We start from the raw sequence: 19,997 nt of genomic DNA on the forward strand, positions 1-19,997 counted from the left end.
TTTAAGATATACTTTTCTTGAAATCAGGGAATATGGATGTGGTGAGGAATTTACTTAGAAAATTGATGAAAACTAAAACGATTTGGTGTTAGCTCTCGTATACTATATGATGAAGCTGATATCAGGAGGAGGAAAAGGATGCATACTCAATCCGATGAATCGCTTTATCATCTGATGCGTAGCGGTGATGAACAGGCACTCGAGACTTTGTATGAGAAGTACGAGCGATTGTTATTTTCATTCGCCTATCGCTTTACGAATAATGATCGATTGTCTGAAGAAGTCATTCAAGAAGTATGGATGAAAATTTGGAATGGTCGTGTTGATTTTGATACACAAAAAGGAAAGTTTTCATCTTGGATTTTGACGATCACGCGTAATGCGGCTCTTGATTGTTTACGTCGTGAAAAACGACAACCGACGATTGAAGTTGAAGAACGAGATGGCGGATATGATGAACCTGTTGAGCGGACCGTCATGCAACGCGAAACTGCAGCGGAAGTGCGGGGCGCCGTAAGTGAACTAAAATCAGAGCAACAGGATTTGATCGAACTAGTCTATTTTCAGGGACTAACGCAACAACAAATCGCAGATCAACTTGACTTACCACTCGGAACAGTCAAAACACGTATCAGAAGTGCGATTCAAGCATTAAGAAAACGATTAGATGGGAGGGAACGAGATGGAAGAACGTTGTCATGACTTGATCAATTACTTCAATGGAACACTCTCTTCAGCAGATCGCGACGCGTTCGAAGCGCATCTTGCGACGTGCGAAGAATGTCGCGAAGCACTTTTAGAAATGGAAGAACTCATGCTTCCCATCGCTGAATCGCTTCCGGAGCGTCCTGTTCCTGTAGGAATGAAAGCACGTATTCTTGGAGAAGTTCTTGGTTCAACAGAGACGGAGTCTCCTAAAGAAGAACCGATGACTACTCCAGTAGACATTAAACAAGCACGTCAGCAACAAACGAAGAAAAAGAGTGTCCCACTTGGCTGGTTGATGAGCATTGCTGCCGCCCTTATTCTTTCACTTGGTGCGAATGCCTACTTTTTGTCACAGGAAGAAAGTACAGATACACCGGAAACACTGGCGATGGATGAAATTAAAGGAATGGGAAACTTTGAAAGCAACGAGTCGATCAAGGGATCAAGCATGGTATTTACACAAAACGATAAGTCGTATATGCTCGTTCAATTGAAAGATCTGCCTCCATTGAAAAAAGGAGAATTGTATCAATTATGGACCATCAAAGGTGAGACACCGACTGCGAACGGTATTATTGAAAAAGACGGCGAAGCAGCAGCGGTATTTCAACTCAAAGGTAATGGTGACGTCGATGCTGTAGCAATCACTGTCGAACCAGAGCCGGATTTAGCGAAACCTACGGGAGAAATCGTGGCCTCAGTTGCACTTTAACTTAAAAAATACGAACGGATTCGTCTACGACGAATTCGTTTTTTTTGTGCGTTTTACATTAAGAAAAAAAGACTAAAAAATAGAAAATATCAATTAAATCGCATGAAATGCAAGTTTCGACTGAAAATATACTTCATAACCGTCGATACTAAGAAGAAAGTCAGTTCTATAAGGAGAGGCCACATACAATGAATGAATGGATTATTTTAACAAAGCACTATGAAGTGGGCTTAGTTGTACTGTCGGTACTCGTCGCGATCATTGGATCGTATGGATCGCTTGAATTAAATCGACGTTTGGCTAAGGCGACTTCTTTGAAAAAACGAGCGTTATTCTTATCTTCTTTGACGATGGGACTATCGATTTGGGGGATGCATTTCGTCGGTATGGGTGCTTTCGCTTTACCCGTCACGGTTCGTTATGACTGGATTTTAATGTTCTTATCCGTCATTCCAGCTATTTTAGCTGCCTTCATCGCCTTTTATCTACTCTACTCATCAGCGATTACACGAAACAAAGTCATTTTAGCAGGTTCTTTGATGGGCGTAGGTATTGCGATGATGCATTATCTTGGGATGATGGCAATGGATTTTGGTGGCGCGATTCGTTATGAAACAGGGTTGTTCGCTCTATCCATCCTAATTGCGATCACTGTAGCATATGTTGCCTTGTTACTCTTACATCGTCTACGACATGTTGATAAGAAAAGAATTCTTATTCCCATTGCGATTGTAATGGGCTTTGCTATCTCTTCCATGCATTATGTAGGTATGTTAGGAACATCTTTTTGTATCCCGATTGATCAAGCAGGACGTATTGGTGATGGTCCTATTACATCGAATATTTTAAACGATGTAGCCATTCCGGTATTTTTGATTTTGATCTTAATCGCTGGACTCTATATTCATTTAGAACGACGTGCCTTACAGATGATGGCATATACTGATCATTTGACCGGTTTGCATAACCGTAGATGGTTAGATCACCATATGATAAAAGTAGATGTGCATTACGGAAAGTCTAAAGACGAGATGGCGATGGCTATACTTGACCTGGACGGGTACAAATGGGTCAATGATACGTTTGGTTTTGATAAAGGAGATGCCGTCATTCGTGAGTTTGCAGATCGGATGCGTGCGTCCTTATCGGAAGATGAAGCATGTATTCGTTATAATGGAACGCAGTTTTTTCTTATCAAAAAAGTACCTACTGATGCATTACTTCGTACTTTCGAACAAATTTTAGAAGATATTCGACAACCGATTCACTTAGATGATCAACCAATCCATTTGACAGCAACGATGGGTGTCATCTTACCGGATATGGGAGAAACGTTAGAAATGCGAATTGGTCAAATGGAAAGTGCTCTCCGGGTCGGCAAAAACGAAGGAAGAGATCGATTCATCGTGTACGATGATTCCCTGCATTCCGACAAAAGAGAGCAATTGATCGTCGGTTCCTTACGACGGGCGATGACGGATTTCAAGGAGTTCGCTCTCGTCTACCAACCGAAGGTCGCACTCGCGACAGGCAAGGTGGATCAGGCGGAAGTTCTAATTCGCTGGAATCATCCGAAGTTCGGTTTCATCTCACCGGCGGAATTCATTCCACTTGCTGAAAAGTATAGTTTAATTCATCGTTTGACCGAGTGGGTGTTGAAGGAGACCGTTGCACAGATGGAGATTTGGAAGAAAGAAGATTATTTCATTCGCCAAGTCTCGGTGAACTTATCCGCGATGCATTTCCGATCGGAGTCGCATAATATGATGATTAAAGAAATCGTTCATCATTCCTTGAAGAACGGAAGTGAATTGCAACTACAACTCGAAATAACGGAAACGTCCGTTATGGAGAATCTGGACCGGGCGATGACGATGCTTGGTGAATTGAAACAGCTTAGTCTGACAATCGCTCTCGATGATTTTGGAACGGGTCTATCGTCGCTAACGCACTTGAAGCATTTGCCGATCGATATCTTAAAGATCGACAAGTCGTTCATCGATGAAGTCCCACATGACGAACGGGGAACAGCGATTACGGAAATGATCATCCAGCTTGCGAAGAGTCTTGGGATCGAAGTCGTCGCAGAAGGTGTCGAAACGCTCGAACAGCATCTCTTCTTGAAACGCCTCGGTTGTGATTATGGACAAGGCTATTACTATAGTAGACCGATGCATGTGAAGGATTTAAATCAGCAAGCGATCGAAGAGACCGTTCTAAATGTCGGATAAGGCAATCCAAACATGACTTTCGTTCGTATACTAGATAAGCATGCGAGGATGATGCATGCGACGTCTGGGGGGACGCAAAGCGCTGGGATATTACCAGCTCGTGCACGACGCAGACAGACATCTAGTACATTCAATCATACTCAGACCATCTAGCTTTCGACGCAGCACCTGTCTGTTCGAACACAAACAAAGGCAACTTCCACGACGGAAGTTGCCTTTTTCATTTGCGCTTATGAGCGAACCGTCAGGACGCAGCCTGTTTGATCCGTCACGAGCACATTCGTATTGAAGTATTGGCCATCACTTTTTAAGATGAGCGCTTTTTTCTCCTCGTTGTAATCGAGTGTCATTTCTTGATCGAGGAAATGACTCGACCACCGCTTGACGAGAACAGGACCGACGTTTGAATCAATCGTCATGTCTTCCGGTGTCGCTTCATCGACGATGCGAATACTGAAAATACCAGAGTTTCCGCAACCACAACCCTCTGTATCGTAATAGAGATGCAGTTGACCGGATACTTCACCGCGTAATTGGCGGATTCGCTCCTGAGCAGACGGTGTAAATGTGATGTTCATGGTCATTCACTCCTTTCTTTTAGTATACGCCGTTTGAACGAGAAAGGAACGTCACTTGCTCACGCTGACTTGGCGGCGCATCCGAACGAGAAGGAAGATATAACCGGCTAATAATAAGACGACGCTACCGAGAACTGTCGTATCGACGAGACCATTATCGGACTCGAAGTTGATCGCGATATACGCCCAGACGAAGACAAGCGGATAAATCGGATCACGGTTCGCAAACATGAAGAGAAGAGCGATGATGACTCCGACGACGAGTATGATCATCGTCCAACCCGCATCTCCAATTCCAAGCCAAGATGTTACACCTTCTGCATTGATCGTCAGGAAGATGTCGGCAATCGTCGCGACCGATACCCAGCCGAGGTAAAGCGAGAACGGTAGCTTAAAGCGTAATCCTTTCGTCTCACGGTCAATTTTTGAGTAGATGACGATCAAGGACAACAAGAGACCAACGATGACGACAACGGAGACAACGAAAAGTTCAAACGTGAAGGAAACGATCCAGCCAGCATTAAACAGACAGCTGATCAAGAACCACGGTCCGATTTTCTTCGCCAGTTCGTGTTCCTTGAACTTCGGAATCGATTGTAAAATCAACCAGATGAGTAGAATCGTATAAATTAATCCCCAAATCGAGAACGCATACCCAGCCGGTTTGAACAATGTGATGATCGAATCAGAGATTCGTCCTGTCTTTCCACCATCAAGGGCGTTCACGGCAATCGTGAAGATGAAGCCGACCCAGTTGAGCCAAATCCATTTATTATTTTTCAAACAAAAAACCTCCTTTATTCTCTAAAGAAGGTTTACCCAAAAATCAAATTCATTAGTCATCACGGTCGGCGCGTCGGGTTCAAAAAGGACATCCCGATCGCTGGATTTCCTGTATGCGAACCGAGAACCGGTGTTAAGTCATCGATCCGGACACGCACATCGTATTGCGATTCGAGGCGTTGTTTCCACTCGAGTGCCAGTTCGTACGCTGTCGCGTGGAATAGTGAAATATCCGTGACCTGTCCCCGTTCAATGATTGCGACAAGGTGATCAAAAATCTTCGAATGCGCTTTTTTGAACGTCCGGACGGTTTGATAAGGAACGATCTTTCCTTCCTCGAAGTGGAACAACGGACGAAGTTGCAACAAGTTACCGACGAATGCCTTCGTCGAAGAGATCCGTCCACCTGCTTGTAATTGATCGAGGTTTGCGACCGTGAATTCAATGTGATGATCGAAACGACGCTCGAGAATGATCTGTTCGACGGATTCGATCGAGTGTCCCGCTTCGACGAGTTCGATCGCTTCTGCTAGGAGTTGACCAGCCGGGTAAATGCCACAACGGGAATCAATCGCAATCAGACGAAAGCCAGCAATCTCTGCCCCTTGAACGGAAGCGTTGTACGTTCCGCTCAGTTCACTCGATAAGTGAACAGCGAAGCCGACGTCGTAATCCTCTTTCAACCGTTCATAATGCTCGGTGAAGCTTCCGATTGAAGGTTGGCTCGTCGTTACCTTGTGTTTTGAGTCAATCCAGCTATAGACGGTCTCCGCATCAACGTCGACACCATCGACGAAACTTTCTCCATCCTTCATGACAAGTAAAGGGACGACCGAAAGATCATCGCGCTGAGCGATCGTATCCGGTAAAATCGTTGTACTATCAGTGATCCAAGCGATCCGCATAACAAGTTCCTCCTTAAATTAGTACCTGATATTAATTGTAGGTGTAAGCGTTCTCGCTGTCAAATGAACATTAAAAAATATCGAACGTTTTAGTTGATTAAATAATGAAATACGCTATAATCGGTACGTGATTAGTAAACTTTTAGTCATCTTATACTAAACTAAGCCGATGAGAGGAGGACGTCGATTGTACTCAATCGGTCAAAAAATCAAGAACCTCCGTCTTCAAAAGGGATTGACGCAAGAGGAACTAGGGGAAAGAACAGACCTGAGTAAAGGGTACATCTCGCAACTCGAACGGGAAATCAGTTCACCGTCGATCGAGACGCTGTTTCATCTCCTCGAAGTCCTTGGCATCTCACCGAAGGATTTCTTTGATGAGGATACACTCAATCAAAAAGTCGTCTATGGGGAAGAGGATGTCACGACATATGCCGATGAGGAACAGGGGTATCATGTCACGTGGCTCATTCCGGAATCGAATGAAAAAGAGATGGAACCGGTCCTGCTCACACTCGCGCCAGGGGGAGCATTCAAGACGTATGAACCATCAGGTGCCGAGACGTTCGTCTATGTGCTCGCAGGAAACGTCACGCTGACGCTCGGACGTCAGTCTTTTGTAGCGAAACAAGGAGAGACACTTTACTATAAGGCTTCAGAAATCCATCAACTACGCAATGAGTCAACACAAGAGACGAAGGTCCTCGTGACTGCGACTGACTCATACTTATAAAGGAGGAACTAGATTGGCAGATACTACGATCATTCAATTCAAGGACGTTACGAAACGATACGACGATCAGACCGTCCTCGACCAAGTCAGCTTCGAAATCGAACGCGGGAAGTTCTATACGTTACTCGGACCATCGGGTTGTGGGAAAACGACGATCTTACGACTGATTGCTGGCTTTTCGGAAGCAACAGAAGGGGACATCATCTTCAACGGAAAACGGATCAACGATGTACCGGCGAACAAACGTCAAGTCAATACGGTTTTCCAAGACTATGCACTCTTCCCGCACTTGAACGTTTTCGAGAACATTGCCTTCGGTCTTCGCATCAAGAAGGTGAAAGAAGCAGAAATCGCTAAACGTGTGACGGACGCGTTGAAGTTCGTCAACTTGTCCGGTTATGAGAAACGAGAAATCACCGAGATGTCAGGTGGACAGCGGCAACGTGTCGCGATTGCTCGGGCAATCGTCAATGAGCCGGAAGTCATCTTGCTCGATGAGCCACTGTCAGCGCTCGACTTGAAATTACGGACAGAGATGCAGTATGAGCTCCGCGACTTGCAACGTCGTCTTGGCATCACGTTCATCTTCGTCACGCACGATCAAGAAGAAGCACTGGCGATGTCAGATGAAATCTTCGTCCTCAATCACGGTGTCATTCAACAATCGGGCACACCGACGGATATCTATGATGAACCGATCAACCGCTTCGTCGCGGACTTCATCGGTGAGTCGAACATCATTCCAGGGCGCATGGTGGAAGACTATCGGGTCTGGTTCGCAGAAAAGGAATTCGAATGTGTCGACCGTGGTCTTGAATTGAACGAACCGGTTGAGATCGTTATTCGTCCGGAAGATCTCGAAATCACGAACGTGACCCAAGGGAAACTACAAGTCACCGTCGATTCGCAACTCTTCCGTGGCGTGCACTACGAAATCGCTTGTATGGATGAAGTCGGTAACGAATGGCTCGTCCACAGTACGAAAAAAGCAACGGTTGGTGAGCAGATCGGACTGACATTTGATCCGGAAGCGATTCACGTCATGCGACTGAACGAGACGGAAGAAGAATTCGATAAGCGTCTGGAATCCTACGACGGGGTGTTATGATGCAAAAATCACGTAACTGGTATCTCATCCCGTATCTATTCTGGATTGCCTTGTTCGTCATCGCACCGATCGTACTCGTCGTCTACTATTCATTCCTTGATTTGGACGGCAACTTCTCATTTGAGAACTACCAGAACTTCTTTACGTCGACCTATTTGACGATGACACTCAGCTCGTTCTGGTATGCCTTTTTGATTACAGTGTTTTCGCTCTTGATCGGTTATCCGACCGCTTACTTGTTGACGAAAACGAAGCATAAACAGCTGTGGCTACTTTTGATCATCTTACCGACGTGGATCAACTTGTTGTTGAAAGCTTATGCCTTCATCGGGTTGTTCAGTACGTATGGTCTTGCGAACCAAACGCTTGAAGCGATTGGAATTGGACGACAACAGATTCTCTTTACCGATTTTAGTTTCGTCTTCGTCTCGGTGTACATCTTCATTCCGTTCATGATCCTGCCGATCTTCAATGCGATTGAAAAACTGAGTCCGTCACTCGTCTTCGCTGCACGTGATCTTGGGGCGTCGAACTTCACGACGTTTCGGCGTGTCGTCTTCCCGCTGACGCTCGATGGTGTGAAGTCAGGCTGTCAGCTCGTCTTCATTCCGGCGTTATCGCTGTTCATGATTACGCGTCTGATTGCAGGGAACCGCGTCATCACGCTCGGTACAGCGATTGAACAGCAGTTCCTCGTGACACAGAACTGGGGCATGGGAGCGACGATCGCTGTCTTCCTCATCATCGCGATGGCGATCATCCTTGCCTTGACGAGTACGAAACGGAAGAAAGGAGCGACGACTTGATGAAACGTCTGAAACTAGCAAATCTTTATCTGATCGGAGTCTTCATCATTTTGTATGCTCCGATATTCTACTTGGCATTCTATTCGTTCAACAGTGCTGACAACATGACGAACTTCGATTCGTTCACGTGGGATTGGTACAAGGAAGTCTTCCAAGATTCACGCTTGTTGATCATCGTCTTGAACACACTCGTCATTGCCTTGTTATCAGCCGCAATCTCGACGATTCTTGGCGTATTCGGAGCGATTGGGATTCAAGCCGTCCGTAAGAAACGGGTCGAGACGTCGTTGTTGACGCTCAACAGCATCTTGATCGTCAGTCCGGATGTTATCATTGGGGCATCGTTCTTGATCTTCTTCACGCTACTTGGCATCCAACTCGGCTTTACGTCAGTCCTACTGTCCCACATCGCGTTTTCGGTACCGATCGTCGTCATTCTCGTCCTGCCGAAGTTGCAGGAGATGAGTCCAACGCTCGTTGATGCAGCGCGTGACTTAGGTGCAAGCCGTTGGGATGTCTTGACGAAAGTCATCTTGCCGTATATCACACCGGGGATCTTCGCTGGCTTCTTTACGGCATTGACGTACTCACTGGATGATTTTGCGGTGACGTTCTTCGTGACAGGAAACGGCTTTACGACGTTGTCCGTTGAAATCTACTCACTTGCCCGTCAAGGGATTTCGATGAAGATCAACGCCTTGTCGACCGTCATTTTCTTGTTTACGTTCTTACTCGTCATCGGCTACTACTTCTTGAACCAACGAGCTGCTACGAAGCTTTCGCGACCGGAGGTGAAATGACCGTTGAAAAAATTGATTCAATTATTTGCTGCGATTTTCCTGATCTCGGGTGTCATTTTATTCACCTTGAATCAGTTAAATGAGACACAAGGGTATTCAGGGAAAAATGTCCTGAACATCTACAACTGGGGCGATTACATCGACCCAGCACTGATCAAACAGTTTGAGAAGGAGAGCGGCATCAAAGTCGTCTATCAGACGTTCGATTCAAACGAAGCAATGCTGACGAAGATCGAACAGGGAGGAACGACGTACGATATCGCTGTTCCGTCCGACTATGCGATTGCGAAGATGATCGATGAGAAGCTCGTCGTTCCGATCGATCATCAAAAAATCCCGAATCTCAAAAACATCGATTCGCGCTTTTTAGATTTATCGTTCGATCCGAACAACAAGTACTCGATTCCGTATTTCTGGGGAACGGTTGGTATCGTCTACAATAAAGACTTGATTGATGGGAAGAAACCGACGAGCTGGAAGGATCTCTGGGATCCGAAGCTAAAGAATCAGATTCTACTCGCTGACGGTGCCCGTGAAGTGATGGGGATGAGCTTGAATAGTCTCGGTTATTCGTTAAATGAAACGGATGAGTCGAAACTACAGGAAGCAAAAGCGAACTTGATGCGCCTGACACCAAACGTCAAGGCAATCGTCGGAGACGAGATTAAGTTATTGCTCGCGAATGAAGAAGCGGGGCTCGGTGTCGTCTGGTCAGGTGATGCAAACGAGATCATGAGCGAGAATGAAAATCTTGACTACGTCATTCCAAAAGAAGGATCAAACGTCTGGTTCGATAATGTCGTCATTCCGAAGACCGCGAAAAACGTCGAGGGGGCACATGAGTTCATCAACTTCATGCTGCGTCCAGATGTTTCAGCGAAAAATGCGGATTACGTCGGTTATTCGACACCAAACAAAGAAGGCTTAAAACTGCTCGACAAATCGGTTCGGACCGATGAGCGATTCTATCCTGATAAACAAGTCACCGATACACTTGAAGTTTATGAGAACCTCGGGAAGAAGATGCTCGCACATTACAATGAGTTGTTCCTAGAGTTTAAGATGCATAAGAAATGAGGAAGAACCTAGTGTCCCGCCGACACTAGGTTCTTTTTGTTTGCATGTATAAAAAATAAAAATAAACTTCCATAAAAAAACTATAAAAACTGAATAATTTTTTGAAATAGGGGAATCAGTTTATTATCAACGCTTTATATAGGCGCCGAGGAGGACATTAGCATGAAACAAGTCTTAGGAATCATCTTAACTGCCGCACTCACTGTCAGCATCGTGTCAGGCACTTCATATAATCAATCGGTCGAAGCAACAAAACAAACTGATGTAAAATGGCTTCAAGAAATTCAGACGCAAGCAAAACAAGCACATTCCCTCGATGGAAAAGTTGTTCTTGAAAAAACGACACTTGCGCAAGTACATAAAGCGTACAAAGGCGAAAAGAGCTCGAACTGGTGTCAAAGTGGAAATGGTCTTGCTTCAGCAGATCGTGCCCTTCACTACTGTTCAACGTATGGTGTGAAGGATGCAAAAGCGAAAGTCAGTGCCATCGTTTATGATCCGAAACAAGTCAAACGGACGGTTACAGTCAAGGAAGTCAAACAAGCCTATCCGACAGCTAAACTCGATAAAACGTTCAATGTCATGACCGTTTCCTCAAAACAGGTCAACATTTATCTAAATTTAAACTCTGACCGTACACAAGTCATGTCAATTCTAGTAAAATATAACTAATGAAAGGATGACCGATTCGGCCATCCTTTTTATTTAATCGTTTTATAGAGTGGTACGAGATGCGAATAGGTATTTCGAATCACATCTAACAACTCCTCGCGTGTCAATTCGCTCACTTGTTGTGCTGAAATGTGACGACCGACGAGGAATTCTGCTTTTTTGACATCATGGAAGCGTTCTAACCCTGAATGGATGTCGGTCTCGTGTACGGGAACAGCATCTTTTTTCATATGATCATATGAAATGACGAAGTCTTCAGGGAGTGTGGTTAGTAAATCCGTATGCTTTAGTAATTGTGAGGCATATTGTTGTTTGTTCGGCAACTCATAGATATAGGCGAGCCAAATGAACAGATGGTCATCAAACAGTCCGACTTGGAAGTGAGGATGCTTTTTATAGCCGCGTTTATCTGGTGAAAAAGCCATCCATGTATCCTGTGGCGGATTTACTTTGCGTCTAGCATGTTGTGCGATATGGACGTGCATGTCCTCTTCGATCGCGACGGTCAAGTCGGGCGTGATTTCTTGTCCGATATCGCGAAAAATCGGTTGGATGCGCTCGCGAATGGCATGCATTCGTGAATCAAGACCATCAATGTGAAACGTGTCAAAAGCATATTGAGTAAACGTATTTGTCATGAAAGATCACCTCTTTAATGAGTGTATCAAATGAAACGATTCAAGTTCGACATTTTGCTCAAAAAATTGAATAATAGAATTAACAATTTATTACAATTTTAAAAAAATAGATTAAACAGGAAGGGGAAGTTCGAGTGCGCCGTTTTCAACAATATCTCCTTCGAAGCTGGGTCGTATTTTTCTTAATCGTGATTGGCATCGATCTTTTTGCGAAGTCTAAGGATTATAGCCTCAGCGTCGACTTGTTCACGTTTTTATTGATTGCCGCATTATCCACTATTTTTGTCGTCGATCCGGTTCGCCGACGACATATGAGCTTCACGTTTCATTTTGGTTTTGTATTGTTCACATTTTTAACGTATGGCATGCTTTCTGCTATTTGTGTAGGACAGGTCACCATGTTGATTTATCAATTACGTACGATTCATACACCAGTCGGAAGACGACGGATGCTACATAACTATCCGTTTAATGTGGCGCTAGAACTTTTCTTAATCGTACCAGCAGGTCTAGCTTATAATCTCTTAGGTGGGACGCATGGTGATGCCTTTCAATTAACTGACAACATCATCCCGTTGCTTGCGATGGTCGTTATTTTATGGATTGTCTTATTGCTGCAATACCAACTTTCACGATTTCTTTTGGGTGAAAATATTCCAAGTGATGTCATGTTTCAGCTGCTACGCTTCGAAGCAGTCGTCATCACGGCAGAACTACTCTATGGTATTTTCAGTACACTTGTCGTGCAAGGAAACGGGAATAGCGGGCTTGTAATGGCAGCGTTTGCACTTTTCATCATCAAGCGTTCTCTCGGTAGTTCGGTCCAAGCATCGGACCGAATTGAGCATTGGGAACAAATTGAACGTTTAAAAGAAGCGGCGTGGAAAGACGGTGACGCGCAATTTATCATCGAACGATACCTGCGACAACTCAATCAATTCGTCAAACCGGATATTGCATGGATTAAATTCGATTTCGAAGAGGGACAACAAAGTGTCTATTATTCCTTAAAGGATGGGCGTAAATTAAAGGCGGACCATGTAGAAGGGAAGGTCATAGAGGAAATCATTGAAAAAGAGGAAGTTTTACTCTATGGTATGCAACAGGAGTGGGATATTCGATTGTATGATTGTTTACCAGAGGAAATTCAATCCGTCTTATTCATACAGCCTGAAGCAACGGAGACGATCAATTGCTCACTCTTACTTGCCTCTGAAGCCAGTGGAGAGTTTACGAAAGACTTTGGGTACGAGTTGTATCGCGCGTTGCGTGTCCTGTCATGGGCTGTAGAGCGCGCACATGAACGAGAGCGATTGCTGATTGATAGCCGGACGGATGCGATGACGAAATTACCCAATTATCGTGCGTTACAAGAGTGGGGGGATCGTCGAATCAAACAACGCGATCTGTATCCTTTCTCCGCATTGATGATCGATCTCGATCACTTTAAGCAAATCAATGATACGTACGGTCATGAAATCGGCGATGTCGTCCTATTTGAAGTAGCTAAGTTGCTGATGCAAGCGACGCGAATCACGGATCTCGTGGCTCGGTATGGTGGGGAAGAATTCGTCATCTTGCTTCCGAATACGGATCTAGAGTCCGCCCGCATCGTGGCAGAACGAATTCGTGAGACGTTGCATGCTAATCCGATAATAGTCGAGGGTCATACTCTTGAGATTACAGCGAGCATAGGGGTAGATACGCTGAAGGAACTGGGCGATCTAGCCAGTTTGATCCGAAACGCGGACCGTGCGATGTATGTCGGTGCGAAGTTCCAAGGACGCGATCGTGTCGCAGCGTATCATGAATGGAAAGAGAAAGTCATTTGAATCACACCAAAAAAAGATGGCGGAAACGTCATCTTTTTTTTGGTGAAAAAAAGCCTTTCCGTCTCGAAGATCGGAAAGGACTGAAGAATGGATGAGTTCATTGAGCTTGTTGTTTGTTGAGACGGATCTCATTTTCAATCGCATGAATCGCAGCCGACCAAGAGCCGTATCGGTGTAATAGAGCTTTCGTCGAGGGTTTATTGTTCCGTTTCGCCCATTCTCGATAGGCTTCAAATGAAAGAGAAAATCCGACTTCTTCGATGGCTTGACGAAGCGATGCAGCGAGCTCTGCTTTAGAATAGGTCACGCTGGCTTCAAGACCTGCTGCCGTACAGGCATCATGCCATGATCCGAACATCTTAACGATGTGATAGTGACTCGGCGCGTGGTGAACGGATTTTCGCCACATTTGATACTTTTTCAAGGTGATTGTCGATCCGACATCCTGCGCATAGCGATGAAACGATTTTAAAATCTCATCTTTTGTATACTTCGGCGCCCGCTCGAGTTCTTCGGGTTGCTGATCTACATTCCATTCGTAACCTGCTGCAGATAAAGCTTCAGGCCAAGACCCGAATTGACGAACGATATTCTCTGGCTGTGGCCAGTCATTGACGAGCGCATAACGACGGTAGACTGTACGCCTTGGACGATCCTGGATGAGTTCACCGACTGCGCGAATCGCTTCGATCATCTCGAGTTGTTCTTCCGTATAACTCTTTTGATTTGTAAGTACGCGTTGCTTCATGAGTGAGTCCTCCTTCCTAGTGAAGTAGAGTATTGAGGCAAAAGTCCTCTGTGGTAAATATATCGGTTCATTTCCATTAATTATGAATAATTTTAATGAATTATTGTAAATATAGTGAATCGGATTCTTTGATAGTATAAAACGAAGATATAAAAATGAAAACAGAATGACACGAAATTTTAATGCTATTCAGAAAAATAGGACAAATGACACAGGTGGAAAAAAAGACCAGACACGCTCGTCAGCGAATCTGGTCTTTTGGTGTAACTTATTTTCCTTCGATTGATGCCCATTTGTATGAAGTATCGGCACCTACTTTATGGTTGACGATTCCTTTGACATACGGCTTACGTAAGAAGGAAGCTCCGCGCTGATACATAACAGAGATCGCTTGATCGTCCTCAAGGAGAGTTTTCTCAGCGTCTTTCAGTGCCTGCCAACGTTTCTCAGCATCTACTTCTTTTTGAGCTGATTTGATGAGTGAATCATATTTATCGCTTGAGTACTTACCACGGTTGTATGGTCCACCTGTTACCCACATATCGAGGAACGTCATCGGATCCTGGTAGTCAGGTCCCCATCCTGCGAATGATAGTTCGAACTCACCTTTTGATTCTAGCTCAAGTTTGTTCTTGAACGGCTGTTGTTTGATCGTGACTTCAAGACCTGGAAGGTTTTTCTCCCACTCGCCTTTAAGGTATTCAGAGATTTTCTTCGAGTTATCATCATCGTATGAAAGAAGCTCGAGTTTGACTGATTTTTTACCGATATCTTTCAATCCTTTTTCGAACGATGCTTTTGCAGAAGAAGCATCGTATGAACCGAAGCCTTCGTTACCATCACGGAAGTCTTTACCGTCTGGACCTTTTGCGAATTCTTTCGGGACATAGTAATAAGCTGGGATTGAACCGTTGTTTAAGAGAACTTTTGCCATCTGCTCTTTATCGTACCCAGAGTCGATTGCTTTACGGATGTCTTTATTTTTCAAGAGTTCATTCTTGAAGTTCATTTGGATATAGTACATCGATGCATCAAGGCGTGTATCGAAGTCTTCGTTATCTTTGTACTGATCCACGAATTCGCTTGTCAGACCAACTTGGTCGATATCACCTTTTTCGTAAAGGTTAACTGCAGTCGATGTTTCCTTAACGACTTTGTAGTTGATCTCTTCGAGTTTAACGTTATCTTTATCCCAGTACTGATCGTTTTTCTTGTAGCTCCAACCGACTTCTGTTTTCCAGTCTGATAGGACGAATGGTCCGTTGTAAAGGAATGTATCTGGTTTCGTCGCGAAGTTTTTCCCTTGTTTTTCGACGAACTCTTGTTTCAGTGGCATGAATGAACCGAAACCAGTTAATGATTTGAAGTATTCAGCCGGTTGTGTCAGCTTAACTTCGAGCGTTTTGTCGTCAACAGCTTTGACTGCAACATCGTCAGCTTTTCCTTTTCCTGTGTTATACGCTTCTGCGCCATCGATGAGATACATGATATACGCATATTGCGAACCACTTTTCGGATCAAGAACACGTTTCCATGCATACTCGAAGTCTTTTGCTGTGACATCACTGCCATCCGACCATTTCGAATCACGAAGCTTGAACGTGTATGTAAGTCCATCTTCCGAAACATCAACACTTTCAGCAACACCAGGTGTAGCTTCTTGTTTGTCATCAAGACGGAATAGACCTTCTTGGACGTTGTTTAACACTGTGAAGGAAACAGAGTCTGTTGCGACGGTTGGGCTAAGTGCTGGAATATCTGAAGCACTCGTTAAATTTAAGATTTGTTTGTCTGAAGATTTCTCTCCAGATGTCGAACCGCTTTCTTTTTTACCTTCATCTGTCGTCGAACATGCCGCAAGACTTGATCCAGCGATTGTCAGTGCTCCAACGAGTGCAAGTGCCTTTTTCTTCTTCATAAAGTAAATCCCTCCCAAAAGAAATAGATATATCTGGTGAAACGATAAGAACCGATAGGATAGCGATCCGGTGTCCGACTAAAAATAAGAGGGGTCATCGCCTTTTATTCTTAAGCTGTGGAAAGCACCGGATCAACTTGTTATCAATAATAAATACAATATTCAGAAAAATCAATAGAATATTTTCAGATTATTTCAAAATCATTAAATTTGTGTGTAATACCAATGGTTTTTTTATTAAATTATTTTTTGAAGGATAAAATTAGGAGTTTTTAAAAGGGTTTAATACAAAAAGAACCAGTTGTATAAAACAACTGGTTCTTGAACTCATTTCTGCTCTTGGACGTACTGAAGTGCTTCTGCGACGTGATCTTTTACTTTCACACTGCGCCATTCCTTGACGATTTCACCAGACTCATCAATTAGGAAAGTTGAACGAACAATTCCAAAATATTCCTTACCGTAGTTCTTTTTCAGTTGCCAGACGCCATATTGCTCACACACTTCATGCTCGATATCTGATAACAATTGGAACGGTAATTCGTATTTTGCGATAAAGTTTTGATGCCGTTTCTGACTATCAGCAGAAACACCGAGAATGACGGTGTTATTTTCTTCGAACGCTTGCGTCGCATCACGGAAATCACATGCCTCGGTCGTACAACCAGGCGTTGAATCCTTCGGATAGAAATAGAGTACGACTTTTTTTCCGCGATAATCCTCGAGGGAAATCGGTTCTCCTTGTGCGTTCGGAAGGGTGAATGTTGGTGCTTGCATGAAAATTCCTCCTTATCCTAATTCCATGTTTAATTGATCCGCATATTTCTCAAGCTTCTTTTGAAGACTCTCTTTTAATGGATCGAGGGCAATCAAGTACTTCTCATAATCCGAACCGGCTTTCGCTGTCTTCATGAGGAGTGGCTGTTCTTCTTCATACCAGTCTGCGTAGTCTTGATAGTAATCAACGAGCGTTTCAGGATTTCCTTCGTTCTTGAGCGCCTCACCGTAAATCATCAGGATGTTACTGTTCATCTCAAGCGCCATATAATCGGTTTGCGCATTGACACGAGAGAAGACGGCATCCTGCTCTTTTTCATCGGTTTTTCCGATCTCATCAGCCGCCTTCGCATTGACACCATATTCATCAGCGTTAAATCCAGTGAACATATCGCCAAGCGTCGAGAAGACGGACGGATCGAATGTCGTCGGTGTCAGGACGATTTTCCACTCATCGTCTTTCTTCAATAACAGTTTCGATCCCCGGTTTGGGAGAATCGATCCTTTCGCATCCTTGAATTCGTGGATGATATAGGCGACGTCGCCCTTTTGGAACGACTTGACGACCTTACCGGGAACGACATTCAAGTTCTTCGCACCAACGGCAAGCGGTTCAAGTTGTTTTGCGTCAGCCGTATATTCAATCGATGCAAGATCCTTCGCATCTGCTCGTCCGGATTGACCGAGCGTTTTTTCGTATGTTTGATAGACGTCAAGAACGGCTTGTTCAGCCTTCTGTTGTTTCGTTTCCGTCGTCTTCGGGGATTTGGTATCTGTAGAAGACGGGGAATCGTTTCCGCAACCGACGAGTACGAGACTGGTCGCAAGCAGCACTACGAGCGATCGTTTCATTCGAATTCCTCCTAAGATGAATGTTTCATGGTGCTTCCATAGCTAATCTTGTCTCTACCATACAGGAAATTCGCTTTTTTGAGTAGGATATCGGTACACTAAACGAAAGGGGAGTGATAGATATGAAAATTCATATTACAGATGAGGCATTACAATACTTCAAAGATGAGATGGAAGCAAAATCAGGCGATACGATTCGCTTCTTCGCAAAATATGGTGGCTCAACGGATTTAACACAAGGTTTCTCGGTTGGTGTTCATATGGAAGAAGTCGAGCGGGCAGCGGTCGAAGAGGTCGTCGACGGCATCCACTTCGTCGTCTCGGATCAAGATGATTGGTTATTCCAAGGGCAAGACGTCAAAGTTTCAATTGAACACGAAGAGATCGTCTTTTCACAAGCGAAGGAATAAATAGAGACGAGGAGAGATCAATTTGGTCGCTCCTCTATTTTTTTGACCAGAATAATTGTAAGCGGACTCATGCTTCTGTACAATGGAGAATGTAAGCGATTTAAAGTAGAGACTAAAGGGGGAATAGAGATGATTCCGTACAAACACGAACCATTCACGGACTTCTCACAAGAAGCAAACAAGAAAGCGTTCGAAGAGGCACTTGCACTCGTCACGCAAGAACTCGGCAAAGATTATCCGCTCGTCATCGGTGGAAAACATGTGACGACGGAAGATAAAATCGTCTCCGTCAATCCGGCTAACAAAGAAGAGATCGTCGGACGTGTCTCGAAAGCGACACAGGAACATGCAGAAGAAGCGATGCAAGCAGCAGTCACAGCTTTCGAAACATGGAAATTCGTCAATCCGTCTGTACGTGCGGACGTCCTATTCAAAGCAGCGAACATCATCCGCAAGCGGAAGCATGAGTTCTCTGCCTACCTCGTTAAAGAAGCAGGGAAGCCTTGGAATGAAGCGGATGCTGATACAGCAGAAGCGATCGACTTCCTCGAATACTACGCACGTCAGATGCTCGTCTTAAAAGACGGTAAAAAAGTCGAGAGTCGTCCAGGCGAATACAACCGTTACGATTACATCCCACTCGGTGTTGGTGTCATCATCTCACCATGGAACTTCCCACTCGCGATCATGGCTGGAACAGCTGTCGCAGCAATCGTGGCAGGGAACCCGATCCTCTTGAAACCCGCATCGACGACACCGGTCGTCGCAGCGAAATTCGTCGAAGTAATGGAGCAGGCTGGCCTTCCAGCTGGTGTCTTGAACTTCGTACCAGGTTCAGGGGCAGAAGTTGGTGACTACCTCGTCGATCACCCGAAAACACGTTTCATCAGCTTCACGGGATCACGTGATGTCGGTCTTCGCATCAACGAGCGGGCATCGAAACTAAACGAAGGTCAAATCTGGCTCAAACGCGTCATCGCGGAAATGGGCGGAAAAGATACGATGGTCATCGATGAGTCGGCCGACCTCGATTACGCAGCGGACATGATCACGAAAGCGGCATTCGGATTCTCGGGTCAAAAATGTTCAGCTTGTTCACGTGTCGTCGCACTCGACTCTGTCTATGACGAGTTGCTCGAAAAAGTCGTCGCGAACACGAACAAACTCAGCATCGGTAACCCGACGGATGTCTCAAACAACGTCGGACCAGTCATCGACGCAGCAGCATTCAAGAAAATCACGTCGTACTTCGACGTCGCAAAAGAAGAAGGACGCATCGTCGCAGGTGGTACGGCAGATGATTCAACAGGATTCTTCGTCTCACCGACAGTCGTCGCGGACGTTCAACCAACGGATCGTTTGATGCAAGAAGAGATCTTTGGACCAGTCGTCGCCTTCACGAAAGCGAAAGATTTCAAAGAAGCAATCGACATCGCGAACAACACGGAATACGGATTGACAGGTGCTGTCATCACGCAAGACCGGACGAACCAAGAGTACGCGCGTGCGAACTTCCACGTCGGTAACCTCTACTTCAACCGTGGGTGCACAGGCGCAATCGTTGGCTACCAACCATTTGGTGGATTCAACATGTCTGGAACGGATTCGAAAGCGGGCGGACCAGATTACTTGACTTTACATCTTCAAGCAAAAACAACTTCAGAAATGTTCTGAAATGGTGTTTAATAGATGAAACGGGTGTGCGACCT

The 19,997-nt window shown here is 44.8% G+C and carries 20 protein-coding genes; 12 read left to right on the forward strand and 8 right to left on the reverse strand.

What is annotated here, in order from left to right; genetic code table 11:
• Positions 1-138 precede the first annotated feature (138 nt).
• From KNQ14_RS01335 to KNQ14_RS01345, 3 genes are all read left to right on the forward strand, one after another.
• Positions 139-702: an RNA polymerase sigma factor gene (locus KNQ14_RS01335; protein ID WP_023469358.1), complete on the forward strand. Its 564-nt coding sequence runs from the start codon at positions 139-141 to the stop codon at positions 700-702.
• Entirely contained in the window at positions 683-1,420 is a 738-nt protein-coding gene (locus KNQ14_RS01340; protein WP_035396129.1) for an anti-sigma factor, read from the forward strand. The genes KNQ14_RS01335 and KNQ14_RS01340 overlap by 20 nt, the downstream gene beginning before the upstream one ends.
• Positions 1,421-1,608: 188 nt before the next feature.
• Positions 1,609-3,651, forward strand: a complete 2,043-nt coding sequence (locus KNQ14_RS01345; RefSeq protein ID WP_214859353.1) for a putative bifunctional diguanylate cyclase/phosphodiesterase — start codon at positions 1,609-1,611, stop codon at positions 3,649-3,651.
• A gap of 230 nt (positions 3,652-3,881) precedes the next feature.
• On the opposite strand, the gene KNQ14_RS01350 is transcribed toward KNQ14_RS01345, so the two are convergent.
• Genes KNQ14_RS01350 through KNQ14_RS01360 form a run of 3 tightly spaced genes read right to left on the reverse strand, consistent with a single transcriptional unit; the run spans position 3,882 to position 5,917 of the window.
• Positions 3,882-4,229, reverse strand: a complete 348-nt coding sequence (locus tag KNQ14_RS01350; protein WP_055969076.1) for an iron-sulfur cluster biosynthesis family protein — start codon at positions 4,227-4,229, stop codon at positions 3,882-3,884.
• Positions 4,230-4,280: 51 nt separating this feature from the next.
• On the reverse strand, positions 4,281-5,012 hold the full coding sequence (locus tag KNQ14_RS01355) for a tryptophan-rich sensory protein (RefSeq protein WP_023469354.1): 732 nt from the start codon (positions 5,010-5,012) through the stop codon (positions 4,281-4,283).
• 59 nt (positions 5,013-5,071) lie between these two features.
• Positions 5,072-5,917 carry a DegV family protein gene (locus KNQ14_RS01360; RefSeq protein WP_058264628.1) on the reverse strand — a complete coding sequence of 282 codons (846 nt, stop codon included), beginning with the start codon at positions 5,915-5,917 and terminating at the stop codon, positions 5,072-5,074.
• Positions 5,918-6,086: 169 nt separating this feature from the next.
• Here KNQ14_RS01360 and KNQ14_RS01365 point away from each other — a divergent pair, with 169 nt between their 5' ends.
• The 6 genes from KNQ14_RS01365 (at position 6,087) to KNQ14_RS01390 (ending at position 11,113) form a co-directional block, all read left to right on the forward strand.
• Positions 6,087-6,650 (forward strand): helix-turn-helix domain-containing protein, encoded by a 564-nt coding sequence (locus tag KNQ14_RS01365; protein ID WP_035396133.1) that lies wholly within the window; start codon positions 6,087-6,089, stop codon positions 6,648-6,650.
• 13 nt (positions 6,651-6,663) lie between these two features.
• Complete coding sequence (locus KNQ14_RS01370; RefSeq protein ID WP_023469351.1) at positions 6,664-7,758, forward strand: ABC transporter ATP-binding protein; 1,095 nt, start codon at positions 6,664-6,666, stop codon at positions 7,756-7,758.
• Positions 7,755-8,564: an ABC transporter permease gene (locus KNQ14_RS01375; protein ID WP_029342588.1), complete on the forward strand. Its 810-nt coding sequence runs from the start codon at positions 7,755-7,757 to the stop codon at positions 8,562-8,564. The genes KNQ14_RS01370 and KNQ14_RS01375 overlap by 4 nt, the downstream gene beginning before the upstream one ends.
• Positions 8,564-9,364: an ABC transporter permease gene (locus KNQ14_RS01380; protein ID WP_029342587.1), complete on the forward strand. Its 801-nt coding sequence runs from the start codon at positions 8,564-8,566 to the stop codon at positions 9,362-9,364. Before KNQ14_RS01375 ends, KNQ14_RS01380 begins: the two co-directional genes overlap by 1 nt.
• 3 nt (positions 9,365-9,367) lie before the next feature.
• Positions 9,368-10,441 carry an ABC transporter substrate-binding protein gene (locus KNQ14_RS01385; RefSeq protein ID WP_023469348.1) on the forward strand — a complete coding sequence of 358 codons (1,074 nt, stop codon included), beginning with the start codon at positions 9,368-9,370 and terminating at the stop codon, positions 10,439-10,441.
• A gap of 162 nt (positions 10,442-10,603) precedes the next feature.
• A complete protein-coding gene (locus KNQ14_RS01390) occupies positions 10,604-11,113 on the forward strand; it encodes a hypothetical protein (protein WP_023469347.1) in 510 nt (169 codons plus the stop codon).
• Positions 11,114-11,142: 29 nt separating this feature from the next.
• Here KNQ14_RS01390 and KNQ14_RS01395 read toward each other — a convergent pair whose 3' ends face one another.
• Positions 11,143-11,751, reverse strand: a complete 609-nt coding sequence (locus KNQ14_RS01395) for a YktB family protein (protein WP_023469346.1) — start codon at positions 11,749-11,751, stop codon at positions 11,143-11,145.
• A 134-nt stretch (positions 11,752-11,885) separates the two neighbouring features.
• Here KNQ14_RS01395 and KNQ14_RS16905 point away from each other — a divergent pair, with 134 nt between their 5' ends.
• Complete coding sequence (locus KNQ14_RS16905) at positions 11,886-13,583, forward strand: GGDEF domain-containing protein (RefSeq protein WP_214859354.1); 1,698 nt, start codon at positions 11,886-11,888, stop codon at positions 13,581-13,583.
• 97 nt (positions 13,584-13,680) lie between these two features.
• Here the strand turns inward: KNQ14_RS16905 and KNQ14_RS01405 are convergent, their stop codons facing one another.
• The 4 genes from KNQ14_RS01405 to KNQ14_RS01420 form a co-directional block, all read right to left on the reverse strand.
• Positions 13,681-14,331, reverse strand: coding sequence for a homing endonuclease associated repeat-containing protein (locus tag KNQ14_RS01405; RefSeq protein ID WP_023469344.1), 651 nt, complete (start codon positions 14,329-14,331; stop codon positions 13,681-13,683).
• 268 nt (positions 14,332-14,599) lie between these two features.
• Entirely contained in the window at positions 14,600-16,249 is a 1,650-nt protein-coding gene (locus tag KNQ14_RS01410; protein ID WP_023469343.1) for a peptide ABC transporter substrate-binding protein, read from the reverse strand.
• 327 nt (positions 16,250-16,576) lie between these two features.
• On the reverse strand, positions 16,577-17,026 hold the full coding sequence (gene bcp / locus KNQ14_RS01415; protein ID WP_023469342.1) for a thioredoxin-dependent thiol peroxidase: 450 nt from the start codon (positions 17,024-17,026) through the stop codon (positions 16,577-16,579).
• A 12-nt stretch (positions 17,027-17,038) separates the two neighbouring features.
• Entirely contained in the window at positions 17,039-17,878 is an 840-nt protein-coding gene (locus tag KNQ14_RS01420; protein ID WP_023469341.1) for a hypothetical protein, read from the reverse strand.
• A gap of 122 nt (positions 17,879-18,000) precedes the next feature.
• On the opposite strand from KNQ14_RS01420, the gene KNQ14_RS01425 reads away from it, so the two are divergent.
• Both KNQ14_RS01425 and pruA read left to right on the forward strand, forming a co-directional pair.
• Positions 18,001-18,288, forward strand: a complete 288-nt coding sequence (locus KNQ14_RS01425; protein ID WP_023469340.1) for a HesB/YadR/YfhF family protein — start codon at positions 18,001-18,003, stop codon at positions 18,286-18,288.
• A gap of 129 nt (positions 18,289-18,417) precedes the next feature.
• On the forward strand, positions 18,418-19,962 hold the full coding sequence (pruA, locus tag KNQ14_RS01430) for an L-glutamate gamma-semialdehyde dehydrogenase (protein WP_029342578.1): 1,545 nt from the start codon (positions 18,418-18,420) through the stop codon (positions 19,960-19,962).
• Positions 19,963-19,997: the final 35 nt, after the last annotated feature.

This window comes from Exiguobacterium sp. s161 (genome assembly GCF_018619045.1).
Classification (GTDB): Bacteria; Bacillota; Bacilli; order Exiguobacteriales; family Exiguobacteriaceae; genus Exiguobacterium_A; species Exiguobacterium_A indicum.